The organism is Rathayibacter sp. PhB151 (genome assembly GCF_004366415.1).
GTDB classification, from domain to species: domain Bacteria; phylum Actinomycetota; class Actinomycetes; order Actinomycetales; family Microbacteriaceae; genus Rathayibacter; species Rathayibacter festucae.
The window spans coordinates 1,246,925-1,259,628 of record NZ_SOEN01000006.1 but is presented as its reverse complement, the minus strand read 5'-3'; the positions used below and the strand labels follow the sequence as shown (position 1 = coordinate 1,259,628).

Genomic DNA, 12,704 nt, shown 5'->3' with positions numbered 1-12,704 from the left:
CGGCGGGCCAGGGGGAGCGACGCGCTCAGCGGCGCACGCGGCGGCGCAGCACGACGCCGAGCGCGGCGAAGGCGGCGGCCATGGCGAGGCCGCCGATCAGGAACGGGGTGCTTCCGCTCGCCAGGCCCCAGGCGGCGAGGGCCGCCCAGAGCGCGGCGAGCACGAACGCGGTCCGGGGAGTCATCGTGGTCCTCATCCCCCGATCCGACTCCCTCGGTACCGGATGAGCGACGTCAGGCGCCATCGATCCGTCAGGAACGGCGGTGTCCGCCCGAGTCGGGCGACCGTTCGTGACGGATCGGCGCGGCGCGGCGCGGCGGCGGGTCAGCCGACGGTGACCGGGGCGGCCGACGGGCGGCGCCCCTCCTTCATCCAGACGAAGAAGCCGAGCAGGGTGAAGGCGCCGTAGAAGACGTACATCAGGCCGGAGGCGTAGTAGCCGGCCGAGAAGAGCAGCGGGACGCCGACGATGTCGACGGCGACCCAGATCAGCCAGAACTCGACCCAGCCCTTGGCCATGCCGTAGGTGGCGAGCAGCGAGCCGACGAAGATCCAGGCGTCGCTCCACACGGGCTCGTAGGAGCCGAGCGCGCGGAACACCGGGGTGAGGATCGCGGTGCCGCCGACCATCCCGAGCACCAGCAGTCCGCGGGTGCGCCAGGAGGCCCAGCGCGGCGAGATCAGCGTCGTCGCGTCGCTGGGACGGTGCGTCCAGCGGTACCAGCCGTAGATGCTCACGATGATGAACATGATCTGGCGGCCGGCCTGGCCGAGCAGGTTCACGGGATTCGGAGTGTCGAACAGCGCGCCCATGAAGACGGTGAAGAGCAGCGCGTTGCCGAAGATGCCGACGGGCCAGGCCCAGACCTTGCGCCGCATGCCGCCGAGGGCGCTGAGCAGCCCGAAGACGTTGCCGATGACCTCGCGCCAGAGCACCGTCTGGTCGCCGATCACGATCTGCGCGTCGAACAGCCAGTCCACGATCTGCACGGGGAGCCTCCATCGGGCGTGTCGGAGCCCACCCATGAAACCTCGGCGGGGGCGTCGTCATTCCGCGTGGCGCCGATTCGACGGTCACCCGTCCGCTGGGCAGGGTCCCGTCCGTTGTGCAGGCGACCCGGCACGGCGAGCGTCTGCCGGGTGCGTGTGGGCGCGTTGTGCGTTCGATCACCTGCAGATCGGACGGGTGGCTGCTCGTCGGGTGGGTGGCGGTCCGTTGTGCAGGCGATCCGGCATCGGGAGCGGCTGCCGGGTGGGGGTCAGCACGTCATGGGCGGGATCGCCTGCAGATCGGACGCGGGTCGGCAGGACCGCCGCGGGCTACGCGGCGACGAGCGAGTGCTCCGCGAGCAGCGCGACCGAGCGCAGGCGGGCGGGCGTCGCGAGCGAGGCGTGGGCGACGATGACCTCGTCGGCCTCCGCCGAGCGCGCGAACTCGGCCACGTAGTCCGCGACCTGCTCGCCGGTGCCGACGCCGGTGTAGTGGGTCATGCTCGCGACGTGCGCGCCGACCGGGGCGGTCAGCAGGTGGTCGAGCTCCTCCTCGGAGAACTGCTGGTCGACGGGGATCTGGCCGCTCTGGCGCAGCAGCATCATCAGGCGCGCGCGCTTCATCTGCGCGAACTGCTCCTGCGCGTCCTCCTCGCTGTCAGCGGCGATGGCGTTCACTCCGGCGATCACGTAGGGGGCGTCGAGCTGCTCCGAGGGGCGGAAGCCGCGGCGGTACTCGGCGACGGCCTGGTGCAGCGCATCCGGCGCGAAGTGCGAGGCGAAGGCGTACGGCAGACCGAGGGCGGCGGCCAGCTGGGCGCCGAAGAGCGACGAGCCGAGGATGTAGAGGGGGACGCGGGTGCCGGCGCCGGGCGTCGCGCTGACGCCGGGGATGCGGGACTCGCCGGCGAGGAAGCCCTGCAGCTCGACGACGTCCTGCGGGAAGCGCTCCGAGGAGTCGTGCTCGCGGCGCAGGGCGCGGAAGGTGGCCTGGTCGCTGCCGGGGGCGCGGCCGAGGCCGAGGTCGATGCGGCCCGGGTGCAGGGTCTCGAGGGTGCCGAACTGCTCCGCGATGGTCAGCGGGGAGTGGTTCGGCAGCATGACGCCGCCGGAGCCGAGGCGGATGGTCGACGTCTGCGAGGCGACGTGCGCGATCAGCACGGAGGTGGCGCTCGACGCGATGGAGGCCATGTTGTGGTGCTCGGCGTACCAGACCCGCCGGTACCCGCTCCGCTCGGCCTGCTGCGCCAGAGCGACGGAGGCGGCGAAGCTGTCGCGCGCGGTCTCTCCGGGTGCGATGGGGGCGAGGTCGAGGATCGAGAGGGGAACGGTCATGAGAGAGCCAACGCGGGCGGCGGCCTCCGTGTTCCCGCGGCGTCGGGATCGGGCGTGTGCGGCCTGCCGGAGTCGGCTCCGGCTCGTGGAACCGGCTCGGGCTCGCGGGATCCGCCGGTTCCGGCGTGTCGAGGGTGGTTCCGCGTGCCGGGGGTGAGGCTCGGGCGCTCGGGGCGACCTTCGGCTCGCGGAACGAGCTCGGGCTCGCGGGATCAGCCGGTTCCGGCGTGCCGACGGTGGATTCGCGTGCCGGACGTGCCGGAGTGGCCGTCCTGTCGACGTTCGGCTCGCGGTTTCGGCTCGGGCACGCGGGATCTGCGGTCTCGGGCGTGCCGGAGGTGGTTTCGCGTGCCGGCCGCGTGCGGCCGGCCGCGGGGCGACCTTCGGCTCGTGGAACCTGCTCCGGCTCGCTGGATCCGCGGCGTCCGGCGTGCCCGGAGTGGTTTCGCGTGCCCGAGGTGGGGGCGGGCTGCCGGGGTGACCTTCGGCTCGTGGGACCTGCTCCGGCTCGCTGGATCCGCGGCGTCCGGGGTGCCCGGAGTGGTTCCGCGTGCTCGAGGTGGGGGCGGGCTTCCGGGGTGGCCTTCGGCTCGTGGGACCTGCTTCGGCTCGCTGGATCCGCGGCGTCCGGGGTGCCCGGAGTGGTTCCGCGTGCCCGAGGTGGGGGCGGGCTGCCGGGGTGACCTTCGGCTCGTGGGACCTGCTTCGGCTCGCTGGATCCGCGGCGTCCGGGGTGCCCGGAGTGGTTCCGCGTGCCCGAGGTGGGGGCGGGCTTCCGGGGTGATCTTCGGCTCGTGGGACCTGCTTCGGCTCGCTGGATCCGCGGGTCTCCGCGTGCCGGAGGTGATTCCGCGTGCCGGAGGTGATCCCGCGCGCCGGCGGTGATTCCGCGTGCCGGAGGCGATTCCGCGTGCCCGGAGTGATTCCACGTGCCGGAGGCGGGGAGGAGGCGGGCGGGCGCGCGGACCCCCGCCGCGGATCCGCCCGGTCAGCCCTCGATCGGCAGCAGGATGCCCTTCACCGTCTCGTCGGTGGCCAGGAACTCCTGCACGGCCGGGTCCTGGAAGGCGGCGACGAGCTTCTCGATGTTGGCGGTGTCCTTGTAGTTCGAGCCGATGGTCAACTGGCCGGCGAAGTCGTCGGGGGCCTGGGGCGCGAAGATCTGCTTCTCGATCGGGATGTCGGCGGCGAGGTAGTACTCGGTGTAGCCGACGGCCGCGTCGAGGTCGGGCAGGGCGCGGGACTGGGCGGCGAAGTCGAGCAGCGTGAACTGCAGGTTCTTCGGGTTCGAGGCGATGTCGTCCTGGGTCGCGGTGCCGGGCTCCGTGCCCTCCTTCAGCGTGATCAGGCCGGCCGACTGCAGCAGCCAGAGGCCCTGGGCCTCGTTGGCCGGGTCGGAGTAGAGCGAGATCGTGCCGCCGTCGGGGATCTCGGAGACGTCGCCGTACTTGTCGCTCCAGAGCCCGAAGCCCCAGCGGAAGACGGGGGTCGCCGCCTCCTCCTCGAAGTCGGGGTTGGCCTCGAGGACCTGGCCGAGCCAGAGCTTGTGCTGGTAGACCGTCGCGGCCACCTCGCCCTCGCTCACCGCGCGGTTGATCGTGTTGCTGTCCGAGAGGCCCTTGAAGGCGACGGTGATGCCGTAGCGCGGCGCCACCTCCTCCGCCACGAAGTCGACGAGGGCCTGCTCCGAGGCGTTGCCCTCGGCCGTCGCGACGTAGAGAGTCGCGCCCTCCTGCTCGTTCGCCGACACGGCGGGCGAGAGCAGCGGCACGGCGACGACGGCTCCGACGCCGACCACGACGACGGCGGCTGCGGCGATCCAGGGCCAGCGGCGCTTCCTCTTCAGTTCGAAGCCGAGGTCCTCGGGGGCGGACTCCTCGGGGCCGGACTGCGCAGCGCCGGACTTCTCGGTGCCGGACTTCTCGGAGCGGGGGTTCTCGGGGCCGTGGTTCTCAGTGGACATGGCAGTGCCTTTCGAGCGGTCGCGGCCGGACGGCGGCGCGCGGGAGGGACGCCCGGGCGGAGGGCCCGGGGCGGGATCGGGGGAGCTGCGGCTAGACGGCGACCGCGACGCGCGGGGTGCGCCGGGACCGGGAGGCGCTCGGCGTGGTCGCGCGGACCAGGGCGTCGCCGGTGAGCTGCACCACGGCGACGGTCGCGACGAGGATGACGATCGTCGCGAGCATCACGGTGGTGTCGAAGCGCTGGTAGCCGTAGGTGACGGCGACGTAGCCGATGCCGCCCGCGCCGATCGTGCCGGCGATGGCGGAGTACTCGATCATCGCGATGGTGTTGATGGTCAGACCGCCGAGGATCTGCGGCACCGCCTCGCTGAGCTGCGCCGAGCGGATCACCTGCAGCCGCGACGCTCCGGAGGCGCGGGCCACCCGGGTCAGCGCGAGCGGCACGCTGCGCAGCGCGTTCTCGACGATGCGGGTGAAGAAGGCGATGCCGGCGATCGACATCGGCACGACGGCCGCCGCGATGCCGATGTTGGTGCCGGTGATCAGCCGAGTGAACGGCATGATCGAGGCCATCAGGATGAGGAACGGCAGCGACCGGCCGATGCTGATGATCCAGCTGAGGCTCTGGTGCGCGGCGCGGTTCTCGAACAGGCCGCCCGGAGCGAGGTTGTGCACCGCGGCGCCGAGCGGGACGCCGACGAGCACGACGACCAGCATCACGATGCCGACCATGATCAGCGTCTCGCCGAGCGCGGGCAGCACGAGCGCGGGGATGTCGGCGAGGGGGACCTTGTTGTCGAGGTGCAGCGGGCCGAGGGCCGCCGAGGAGATGAGCGCGCTCATGCCGCCGCCTCCTCGACGAGGGCGTCCGACCGGACGGCGCCCCGCCGCACCGACAGTCCGAGGGCGTCGGCGGCCTGCGCGAGCCGGCGCTCCTCGACCGGCCCGAGGCCGATCGTCGCGTGGCCGACGGCGCGTCCGTCGACCGTCTCGATCGCCGCGCCGAGCAGCGCGACCGGCCCGACCGCGTCGGACAGCCGCGTCACCCAGTCGGCGGGCACTCCGTCGCGGGCGTAGCCGACGACCCACTCGTCGAGCCCCGCGCCCGGCAGCACCGAGGGGCGCACCGGGTTGAGCGCGAGGCCGAGCGGCGAGGAGGCGTCGCGCAGCAGGTCGACCAGGCGTCCCGACTCCACGATGCGGCCGTGATCGAGGCGCGCGACGGAGTCGGCGACCTGCCGGACCGTCTCCATCTCGTGCGTGATGAAGAGGATCGACAGGCCGAGGTCGTCGCGCAGCTCCTTGAGGAGCGTGGTGATCGCGGTGGTCGACGCGGGATCGAGTCCGGAGGTCGCCTCGTCCGAGAGCAGGACCGAGGGGCGCAGGGCGAGGGCGCGAGCGATGCCGACCCGCTGGCGCTGGCCGCCGGAGAGCTGGTGCGGGTAGTAGCGGGCGCGGTCGCCGAGGCCGACGCGCTCCAGCAGCTCGGCGACGCGGCGCTTCGTCTCGGCCGCGGTGACGCCCAGGTATTCGAGCGGGAGGGCGACGTTCTGCTCCGCGGTCCGGCGGCTGAAGAGGCCGTCGGACTGGAAGACGGTGCCGATGCGGCGGCGGGCGACCCGCAGCTCCGCTTCGGACAGCTGGGAGAGCGCGTCGCCGTTGACGACGACGGAGCCGGAGGTGGGCCGCTCGAGCAGGTTGACGCAGGCGGCGAGCGTGCTCTTGCCGGCGCCGCTCGGCCCGACGACGGCGAAGATCTCACCGGTGCCGACCGAGAAGTCGAGGCGGTCGAGCACGGTCACGGTGTCGGCGCCCTGCCCGTAGACCTTGGTGAGCTGCTCGAGGCGGATCATGGCGTCGGTCCTTCCTGGAGGGTGCGCGGGCGCGCCGGAGAGCGCCCGGTGCGGGGTGGGAGAGGGGGCGCGGGGTGCTCGGTGGCGGCGTCCGCGTCGGTGTGCTGATGATGATGGCGCGGTGCGGCGGGCGGGCGCGACGGCGGCCGACGCTCGCCGTAACAGAAGGCGCTCGCGGCGTCCGATCGGCGCTGATCCGCGGCTCTTCGCCGACGGGTGTCGGCGAACGAGGGGGCGGAGCGGGGCGGACTCGCGCACAACATCAGCTGAGAGCGGGTCTCATCGCTGCTCGGCGATGAGCGGGTCTCTCAGCTGATGTTGTGCACGGTGCTTCGGCCGGACGATCGCCGGTCGCGCTTGCACTCGGAGACCGCTGGAAGCGGGCGGTGGGCGGTCGCCCCGCCGTGATGGCGGCGAGAGTCGCGCACAACATCAGCTGAGAAGGGGAGGCCTCCTCTGTGGGGCGAGGCCCACCCGTCTCAGCTGATGTTGTGCGGCGGCGGCGAGTGGACGGGCTCGCCGAGCGCGCCGTCAGCGCAGTGCGTCGAGGACGGCCCGCTCGTCCCGAGGCTCCAGGCCGGACCGGCGGCGCCGGTCCAGTCCGCGGGCGCGCTCGTCGTCGAGGACGCGGCGCAGGGTCTCCACGGGCGGACGGTGGTGGCCGCCGGCGCAGAGGTACGAGGCCGTGCTGCGCCGGCTGAAGCCGACCGCCGCGGCGGGCAGCCACAGCGGGAGCGAGCGCGGGCCGGCCCAGTAGCCGACGCCGTGCGCGAGCAGGGTCTCGTCGTCGGCGCGCACGACGTCGCCGCGGAAGCCTGCGAGCTCGGCGGCGGCGGCGAGGAGGTCGCCCAGGGGCACGGCCGGGCCGACGGCGTCGACGGCTCCGGTCGCTCCCGCCGAGCCCGCCGCGTGCAGCCGGTCGGCGAGGTCGTCGACGTCGATCGCCTGCGCGAACCGGCCGTCCGTCTCGGGCGTCAGGACCGTCCCGCCGCGGGCGAAGCGGGCCGGCCAGTAGCCCAGCCGGTCGCTCGGGTCGCCGGGCCCGGCGATCAGGCCGGGGCGCGCGATCAGCAACCGGCCGCCGAGGGCGTCGGCGGCGGCGCGCTCGGCCAGGACCTTCGCGTCCGCGTATTGCCCGGGGTCGGCCGGCTCGACCAGGGCGGCGGTCTCGTCGGCATCGGGCTGCTGCACGTCGGCGTAGACGGAGACGGAGGAGACCAGCGTCCAGTGCGCGGCGGCCGGCGCGAGATGCCCGAGGGCCGGCCCGACGAGCTCGGGTGCGTGCGCGAGCTCGACGACCTCGTCCCACTCGCCGCGCAGGCCGTCGTAGGCGCCCGGATCGCGCCGGTCGACGCGCAGGTGACGCGCGCCGTCCGGAACCGCTCCCGCCTCACCACGGGCCACGCAGGTGACCTCGTCCCCCGCCGCGACCGCCCGCTCCGCGAGACGGCGCCCCAACCATCCGCTGCCACCCAGGATCAGGACTCTGCGCATGCCCCCACTGAACCGGATCACCGCTCCGCTCCGCAGCGCTGTCCGCCGCGAGCGCAACGATCGTCACACCGGGGTCGGCACGGGACGGGCGACGTCCCGCGCCAGGGGAGCGGGTGCCTCCTCCTCGTGTGATCGGCTCGTCTGCCGTCACGAGAACGAGGAGGACGTCCGGCATGCCCGAGGAGACGATCACGGCCCACGCGCACCGCGAGGGCCGCTGGTGGGTGTTCACCATTCCCGCGTTCACGAGCGCCGGGCCGACCGGAGCGGAGATCGTCGCGACGAGCCAGTCGCGCTCCCTCAGTGATCTCGACGGGGACGTGCGCGACGTGACCGCGCTCTGGCTCGGAGTCGAGAGCTGGAAAGGCGCGGTCGAGATCGAGATCGATCGATTCGGCGCGCAGCGGGAGGCGACGCACGAGTCGGAGGACTGACGTCCGTCGCCCCGACGCTCAGCGCGCGAGCAGCTCGCCGTGGGGCATCGAGAGCCAGCCGTCCTCGTCGGCGGCCCAGGCGCGCCAGGCGGCGCTGATCGCCTCGAGCTCGGCCTGGGTGGCGAGGCCGCGCTCGAGGGCGACGGTGGCGAAGGAGGAGGAGACCGCGCGGTCCGCCCACATCCCGCCCCACCAGGCGCGGTCCTCGGCGTTCTCGAACACCCAGAGCGAGGCGGTGACCTCGACGCTCGCGAAGCCGGCCTCCCGCGCCCAGGCCTTCAGCCGCCGGCCCGCGTCGGGCTCGCCCGCGGAGGCGCGGTGCACCCTCTGGTAGAGCGCGGCCCAGGCCTGCAGGCCCTCCGTGAAGGGGTGGATCAGCACGCCGGCGTAGTCGACGTCGCGCGCGGCGACGAGGCGGCCGACCCGGCCCCACTCGCGCAGCGCGTCGACCGGGCGGGTGAGGTGCTGCAGGACCTGGTGCGCGTGCACGACGTCGAAGGAGTCGTCGGCGAACGGCAGCGCGTAGGCGTCCGCCACCGCGAACTCCGCGGAGGAGTCGAGGGCCGCGGCCTGCGCGATCACCTCGGCGGAGGCGTCCACCCCGAGCACCCGGCCGGGGGCGACCCGCTCGGCGAGGTCGACGGTGATCGTCCCGGGGCCGCAGCCCACGTCGAGGATCGAGACGCCGTGCGCGAGGTGCGGCAGCAGGTATCCCGCGGAGTTCTCGACGGTCCGCCAGCGGTGCGAGCGCAGCACGCTCTCGTGGTGGCCGTGCGCGTAGCGGCCGGTCGCGTCGGCGGGTGCGTCGGGCGTGCGGGTCTCGGAGTCCATGCCCGCCATTGTGGCGTGCGCCTCTCCGTCGACGCGCCGGACGCTCCTGCTGGTGGAGGCGAGCAGCGACGCGAGCACGATGACCGCCGCGCAGCCGAGCAGGACGGCCCGCGTGCCGACGAGGTCGGCGAGCGGCCCGACGAGCGCCTCGCCGAGCGGAACGGCGAGGAACGAGCCGACCATGTCGTACGAGTAGACCCGGGCGAGTGCCTCGCGCGGCACGTGGGTCTGCAGCGACTGGTCCCAGGCGATGGCGAACACCTCGAGCGCGACGCCGCCGAGCGCGAAGGCGACGATCAGGGCGGGAAGCGCGGGGACGAGTCCGAGGGCCGCGACCGGGACGGCCGTGACCGCCATCAGCGCGACGCCGATGGCCAGCGCCCGCCGCGGCCGCCAGCGCAGCGCGATCACGGCGCCGAGCGCGAGACCCGCGGTCTGCGCGGCGACCACCAGCCCCCAGGCCGCTCGGCCGAAGGATTCATCGGCGATCACCGGCCCGAGGACGGTGGTCGCGCCGACGAACGCGGCGTTCAGCACCGTGAACTGGGCCACGACGATCCAGACCCAGCGCCGGCCGGAGAACTCCCGCCAGCCCTCGCGGAGGTCGGCGAGCACGGAGCCGGGGGCACCGGACCGGGTCGCCGCGGGCAGGCGCAGTCCGGAGTAGAGGAGCGCGGCGAGCGCGAAGCCGGCCGCGTCGATCGCGAGGCCCCAGCCCGGGCCGACCAGGGCCACGACGCCGGCGCCGCCCGACGCGCCCGCGATCGTCCCGGCGTTCAGGCCCAGGCGGAGCAGCGCGTTCGCCGGCCGCAGCTCGGCCGCGGGGACGGTCTCCGGGACCAGGGCCGACGCGGCGGGCAGGCTCATCGCCGCGACGGCGCCGTTCAGCACGCCGAGCACGACGAGGGCGGGGATGCTGGCGGTCCCGGTGATGACCAGGGCGGCGACGACCGCCTGCGTGCCGGCGGCGGCGAGGGAGGTGCCGACCAGGATGACGGAGCGGGGCAGCCGGTCGGCGAGGACGCCGCCGAGCAGCAGCACGGCGACGTTGGCGAGCGAGCGCGCGGCGACGACGAGGCCGAGGTCGGTCGCCGAGCCGGTGAGGTCGAGGACCGCGAAGGCCAGGGCGATCGGGGCGACGGCGTTGCCGAGCACGGCGGTCGTCCGGGCGGCGAGCAGCCGGCGGAACGGGCGGTGCGCGAGAGGGCCGGGCCGGGGAGTCCCGCGCGGAGTCACGGCCGCCGCAGCGGGAACAGCGCGGTCGTCATCGACACCGGCACCGTGCCCGGGCTCCGGGGCGGCCGGGCCGCCGCGTGCAGCAGCGCCGACGCCTCGCCGACGTGCCGGACGACCCGCCGCCAGGTCTCCGGATCGACCCAGAGCTCGGCGTCCGTCGACAGCTGCGGGCCGTCGGCGCGGGCCGTGGACCGCCGCCGCAGCTCCTCGATCAGCGCCTCCAGGTACAGCTGCCGGTCCTCCGCCGGCCCGGCCTCGACGGTCGCGGTCACGTCGAACGGCCGCCCGGAGGACTCGTGCCGGTAGCGCTTCGCCTCGCCGCCGCGCAGCCGCACCGTCTCGACCACCCGCACCAGCCCGGCCCGCTCGAGCACGCGGAAGTGGTAGCTCGCGGTCGCCTGGGAGAGGCCCAGCTCGCGCGCGGCCTCGGCGGCGCTCGCCGCGGCGCCGGTCACCAGGGACAGCAGCCGGAGCCGGATCGGGTGGGCGGTGGCGCGCAACTCCTCGAGAGTGGACATGCGGCCATCGTCACGCGGCGCCCGGCGGACCGTCAAACGGGTCTTTGGGGGTCGCCGCACCCCGCGGAGCAGCGAGGGCTACTGCGAGAGCTCCCGGTCGAGCCGGTCGAGGAGCACCTCGAGCGAGATCTCGAACTCCTCGTCGCTGTGGTCCTCGCTGAGCAGGCCGCGCAGTCGCCGGACCTCGGGCGCGACGTCGAGGGAGACGTTCCCGTCGCCCTGCGGGATCGTCGCGTCGCCCTCGTCGAGCGGGAGGTCGGTCGGCGAGGTCTCGGCGCCCTGCACCACGGCCTGCAGCAGCAGCTGGCCGAGCAGGAAGCTGCTGAACGAGCGGTAGGCGCCGACGGCCTGCGCGTCGGTGAGCCCGCTGCCGGTGAGCGAGCGGAGGAAGGTGTTCACGGCCTCGATGCTGCGCAGCGGCGGGCGGAGCCAGGGCGCCGCCGGGTGCCGTGTCGCGACCAGCGGGAAGGCCCTCGGGTGGTCGGTCGCGATGCGCCGGACCTCGTGGGCGGCCGTCTGCAGGAACTCCTGCCAGTGCCGGCTCTCGGCCTCGTCCAGGCGCACGGTGAGCTCGCGCATCAGCAGCGCGATGACGCCCTCGAGGAGGTCCTCCTTGCCGTGCACGTAGCGGTAGAGCGACATCGCCTCGACGCCCAGCTCCTGCGCGAGGGTGCGCATGGAGAGCGCCTCGGGGCCGGTGCGGTCGATCATCGCGAGCGCGGTCTCCACGATGAGGTCCCGGCTGAGCTTGCGGGCGGGGGAGCCGCTCCGCTTCGGCTTCTCGCTGTCGGTCATGCACCGCGCCTTCCTGCAGTGCCCGCCCGCCCGGATACCAGGTGCGGTGCCGCAAAGGCAAGCACCTCCACCGTAACAATCCTTACACCGTAAGCTCCGACCTGGCTTACGCTGTAAGTGTGCCGCTGCCGGACCGTGCTCCCTGCGATCCCCGCGCCGGTCCGCCTCCCCGAGGAGCGCGCACCACCCCGCAGAACCCGCTGCGCCGGTGGTCGCGCCCCGTTTCGCCTCCGCCCCGCACCAGCGACCCCGCGGCACCGTCCCGGGAGAGAAGAGAGAGCACCATGATCGACAGCAGCAGCATCGACAGCCTGATCGGCGCCGACGTGCACGGCAGCGACGACGCCAAGATCGGCACCGTCGGCCAGGTCTACGTCGAGGACAGCACGCAGACCCCGACCTGGGTCACCGTCCGCACCGGCCTGTTCGGCTCCTCGGAGTCGTTCGCGCCTCTCGCGGACGCGAGCTACGAGGGCGGCGTCCTCCGCGTCGGCTACGAGAAGGCCTTCGTCAAGGACGCCCCGCGCATCGAGGACGACGGCCAGCTCTCCGCCGACGAGGAGCAGGCCCTCTACTCCTACTACGGGCTCGGCACCGACGCGGCACCGACCGAGGCGCCCCTCTACGACCAGGACGCCGACCGCGGCGCCGGCACGGACAGCGGCGTCGACCGCACTGCCGACAGCGCCGCCGACCGCGACCGCGGCACCGAGGGCCACGACACGTCCGGTCCGAACACCGACGACGCGATGACCCGCTCCGAGGAGCGCCTGCGCGTCGGCACCGAGCGGGTCGAGGCCGGCCGCGCCCGCCTGCGCAAGCACATCGTCACCGAGCAGGTCTCGAAGACGGTCCCGGTCAGCCACGACGAGGTCACCCTCACCCGCGAGCCGATCACCGACGCGAACGCCGGCGACGCGCTCGCCGGTCCCGACCTCAGCGAGGAGGAGCACGAGGTGATCCTCACCGAGGAGCGCGTCGTCACCGCGAAGGAGACGGTCCCCGTCGAGCGCGTGTCGCTCGGCACCGAGACCGTCACCGAGCAGCGCACCGTCGACGCCGACGTCTCGCACGAGGAGATCGAGCTCGTCGAGCCCGAGGCCACCGGCACCGGCACCCGCACCTCCGCCGAGGAGACCGTCGCCGACCGCGACGCGCGCTCCTAGCGATCCCCGCGGCGGCCGGTGAGCAGCACCGCCCACCGGCCGCCGCACCCGCTCCACTCCGCACGACCCCCTGCACCACCCTCACCCG

General features: G+C 74.1%; 12 protein-coding genes and 1 pseudogene. 2 read left to right on the top strand and 11 right to left on the bottom strand.

Going from position 1 to position 12,704, the window contains the following annotated elements; all coding sequences use genetic code 11:
* Positions 1–25: 25 nt before the first annotated feature.
* The 7 genes from EDF35_RS20715 to EDF35_RS06455 all read right to left on the bottom strand — a co-directional run bounded on the left by EDF35_RS20715 (position 26) and on the right by EDF35_RS06455 (position 7,636).
* Positions 26–184 (bottom strand): hypothetical protein, encoded by a 159-nt coding sequence (locus EDF35_RS20715; RefSeq protein ID WP_166674027.1) that lies wholly within the window; start codon positions 182–184, stop codon positions 26–28.
* Between the two features lie 140 nt (positions 185–324).
* On the bottom strand, positions 325–990 hold the full coding sequence (pnuC, locus tag EDF35_RS06480; RefSeq protein WP_123447323.1) for a nicotinamide riboside transporter PnuC: 666 nt from the start codon (positions 988–990) through the stop codon (positions 325–327).
* A gap of 330 nt (positions 991–1,320) precedes the next feature.
* A complete protein-coding gene (locus EDF35_RS06475; RefSeq protein WP_133961230.1) occupies positions 1,321–2,325 on the bottom strand; it encodes an LLM class flavin-dependent oxidoreductase in 1,005 nt (334 codons plus the stop codon).
* A gap of 988 nt (positions 2,326–3,313) precedes the next feature.
* Entirely contained in the window at positions 3,314–4,288 is a 975-nt protein-coding gene (locus EDF35_RS06470) for a MetQ/NlpA family ABC transporter substrate-binding protein (protein ID WP_133961228.1), read from the bottom strand.
* 91 nt (positions 4,289–4,379) lie between these two features.
* Complete coding sequence (locus tag EDF35_RS06465; protein WP_133961226.1) at positions 4,380–5,132, bottom strand: methionine ABC transporter permease; 753 nt, start codon at positions 5,130–5,132, stop codon at positions 4,380–4,382.
* Positions 5,129–6,142 carry an ATP-binding cassette domain-containing protein gene (locus EDF35_RS06460; protein WP_133961224.1) on the bottom strand — a complete coding sequence of 338 codons (1,014 nt, stop codon included), beginning with the start codon at positions 6,140–6,142 and terminating at the stop codon, positions 5,129–5,131. Before EDF35_RS06460 ends, EDF35_RS06465 begins: the two co-directional genes overlap by 4 nt.
* A gap of 531 nt (positions 6,143–6,673) precedes the next feature.
* A complete protein-coding gene (locus EDF35_RS06455) occupies positions 6,674–7,636 on the bottom strand; it encodes an NAD-dependent epimerase/dehydratase family protein (RefSeq protein WP_133961222.1) in 963 nt (320 codons plus the stop codon).
* 173 nt (positions 7,637–7,809) lie between these two features.
* On the opposite strand from EDF35_RS06455, the gene EDF35_RS06450 reads away from it, so the two are divergent.
* Positions 7,810–8,070: a hypothetical protein gene (locus EDF35_RS06450; RefSeq protein ID WP_123731496.1), complete on the top strand. Its 261-nt coding sequence runs from the start codon at positions 7,810–7,812 to the stop codon at positions 8,068–8,070.
* A gap of 18 nt (positions 8,071–8,088) precedes the next feature.
* Here the strand turns inward: EDF35_RS06450 and EDF35_RS20710 are convergent, their stop codons facing one another.
* The 4 genes and pseudogenes from EDF35_RS20710 to EDF35_RS06435 form a co-directional block, all read right to left on the bottom strand.
* Entirely contained in the window at positions 8,089–8,901 is an 813-nt protein-coding gene (locus EDF35_RS20710) for a methyltransferase domain-containing protein (protein WP_166674041.1), read from the bottom strand.
* An 18-nt stretch (positions 8,902–8,919) separates the two neighbouring features.
* A pseudogene (locus EDF35_RS20705) lies at positions 8,920–10,137 on the bottom strand (MFS transporter); the annotation flags it as partial.
* The gene (locus EDF35_RS06440; protein WP_133961218.1) at positions 10,134–10,655 is read right to left on the bottom strand and encodes a helix-turn-helix domain-containing protein; all 522 of its coding nucleotides are present in this window, start codon (positions 10,653–10,655) and stop codon (positions 10,134–10,136) included. The gene EDF35_RS06440 and the pseudogene EDF35_RS20705, both read right to left, overlap by 4 nt.
* Before the next feature lie 78 nt (positions 10,656–10,733).
* Complete coding sequence (locus tag EDF35_RS06435; protein WP_123706181.1) at positions 10,734–11,450, bottom strand: TetR/AcrR family transcriptional regulator C-terminal domain-containing protein; 717 nt, start codon at positions 11,448–11,450, stop codon at positions 10,734–10,736.
* A 284-nt stretch (positions 11,451–11,734) separates the two neighbouring features.
* Here EDF35_RS06435 and EDF35_RS06430 point away from each other — a divergent pair, with 284 nt between their 5' ends.
* On the top strand, positions 11,735–12,616 hold the full coding sequence (locus EDF35_RS06430; RefSeq protein WP_133961216.1) for a PRC and DUF2382 domain-containing protein: 882 nt from the start codon (positions 11,735–11,737) through the stop codon (positions 12,614–12,616).
* Positions 12,617–12,704: the final 88 nt, after the last annotated feature.

Bases quoted from the DNA above. Each gene is read 5' to 3' on its own strand.
- EDF35_RS06450 (WP_123731496.1), top strand. From the start codon at position 7,810: ATGCCCGAGGAGACGATCACGGCCCACGCGCACCGCGAGGGCCGCTGG.
- EDF35_RS06455 (WP_133961222.1), bottom strand. From the start codon at position 7,636: ATGCGCAGAGTCCTGATCCTGGGTGGCAGCGGATGGTTGGGGCGCCGT.
- EDF35_RS06465 (WP_133961226.1), bottom strand. From the start codon at position 5,132: ATGAGCGCGCTCATCTCCTCGGCGGCCCTCGGCCCGCTGCACCTCGAC.
- EDF35_RS06475 (WP_133961230.1), bottom strand. From the start codon at position 2,325: ATGACCGTTCCCCTCTCGATCCTCGACCTCGCCCCCATCGCACCCGGA.
- EDF35_RS20715 (WP_166674027.1), bottom strand. From the start codon at position 184: ATGACTCCCCGGACCGCGTTCGTGCTCGCCGCGCTCTGGGCGGCCCTC.
- EDF35_RS06470 (WP_133961228.1), bottom strand. From the start codon at position 4,288: ATGTCCACTGAGAACCACGGCCCCGAGAACCCCCGCTCCGAGAAGTCC.
- EDF35_RS06440 (WP_133961218.1), bottom strand. From the start codon at position 10,655: ATGTCCACTCTCGAGGAGTTGCGCGCCACCGCCCACCCGATCCGGCTC.
- EDF35_RS20710 (WP_166674041.1), bottom strand. From the start codon at position 8,901: ATGGACTCCGAGACCCGCACGCCCGACGCACCCGCCGACGCGACCGGC.
- EDF35_RS06460 (WP_133961224.1), bottom strand. From the start codon at position 6,142: ATGATCCGCCTCGAGCAGCTCACCAAGGTCTACGGGCAGGGCGCCGAC.
- EDF35_RS06435 (WP_123706181.1), bottom strand. From the start codon at position 11,450: ATGACCGACAGCGAGAAGCCGAAGCGGAGCGGCTCCCCCGCCCGCAAG.
- EDF35_RS06430 (WP_133961216.1), top strand. From the start codon at position 11,735: ATGATCGACAGCAGCAGCATCGACAGCCTGATCGGCGCCGACGTGCAC.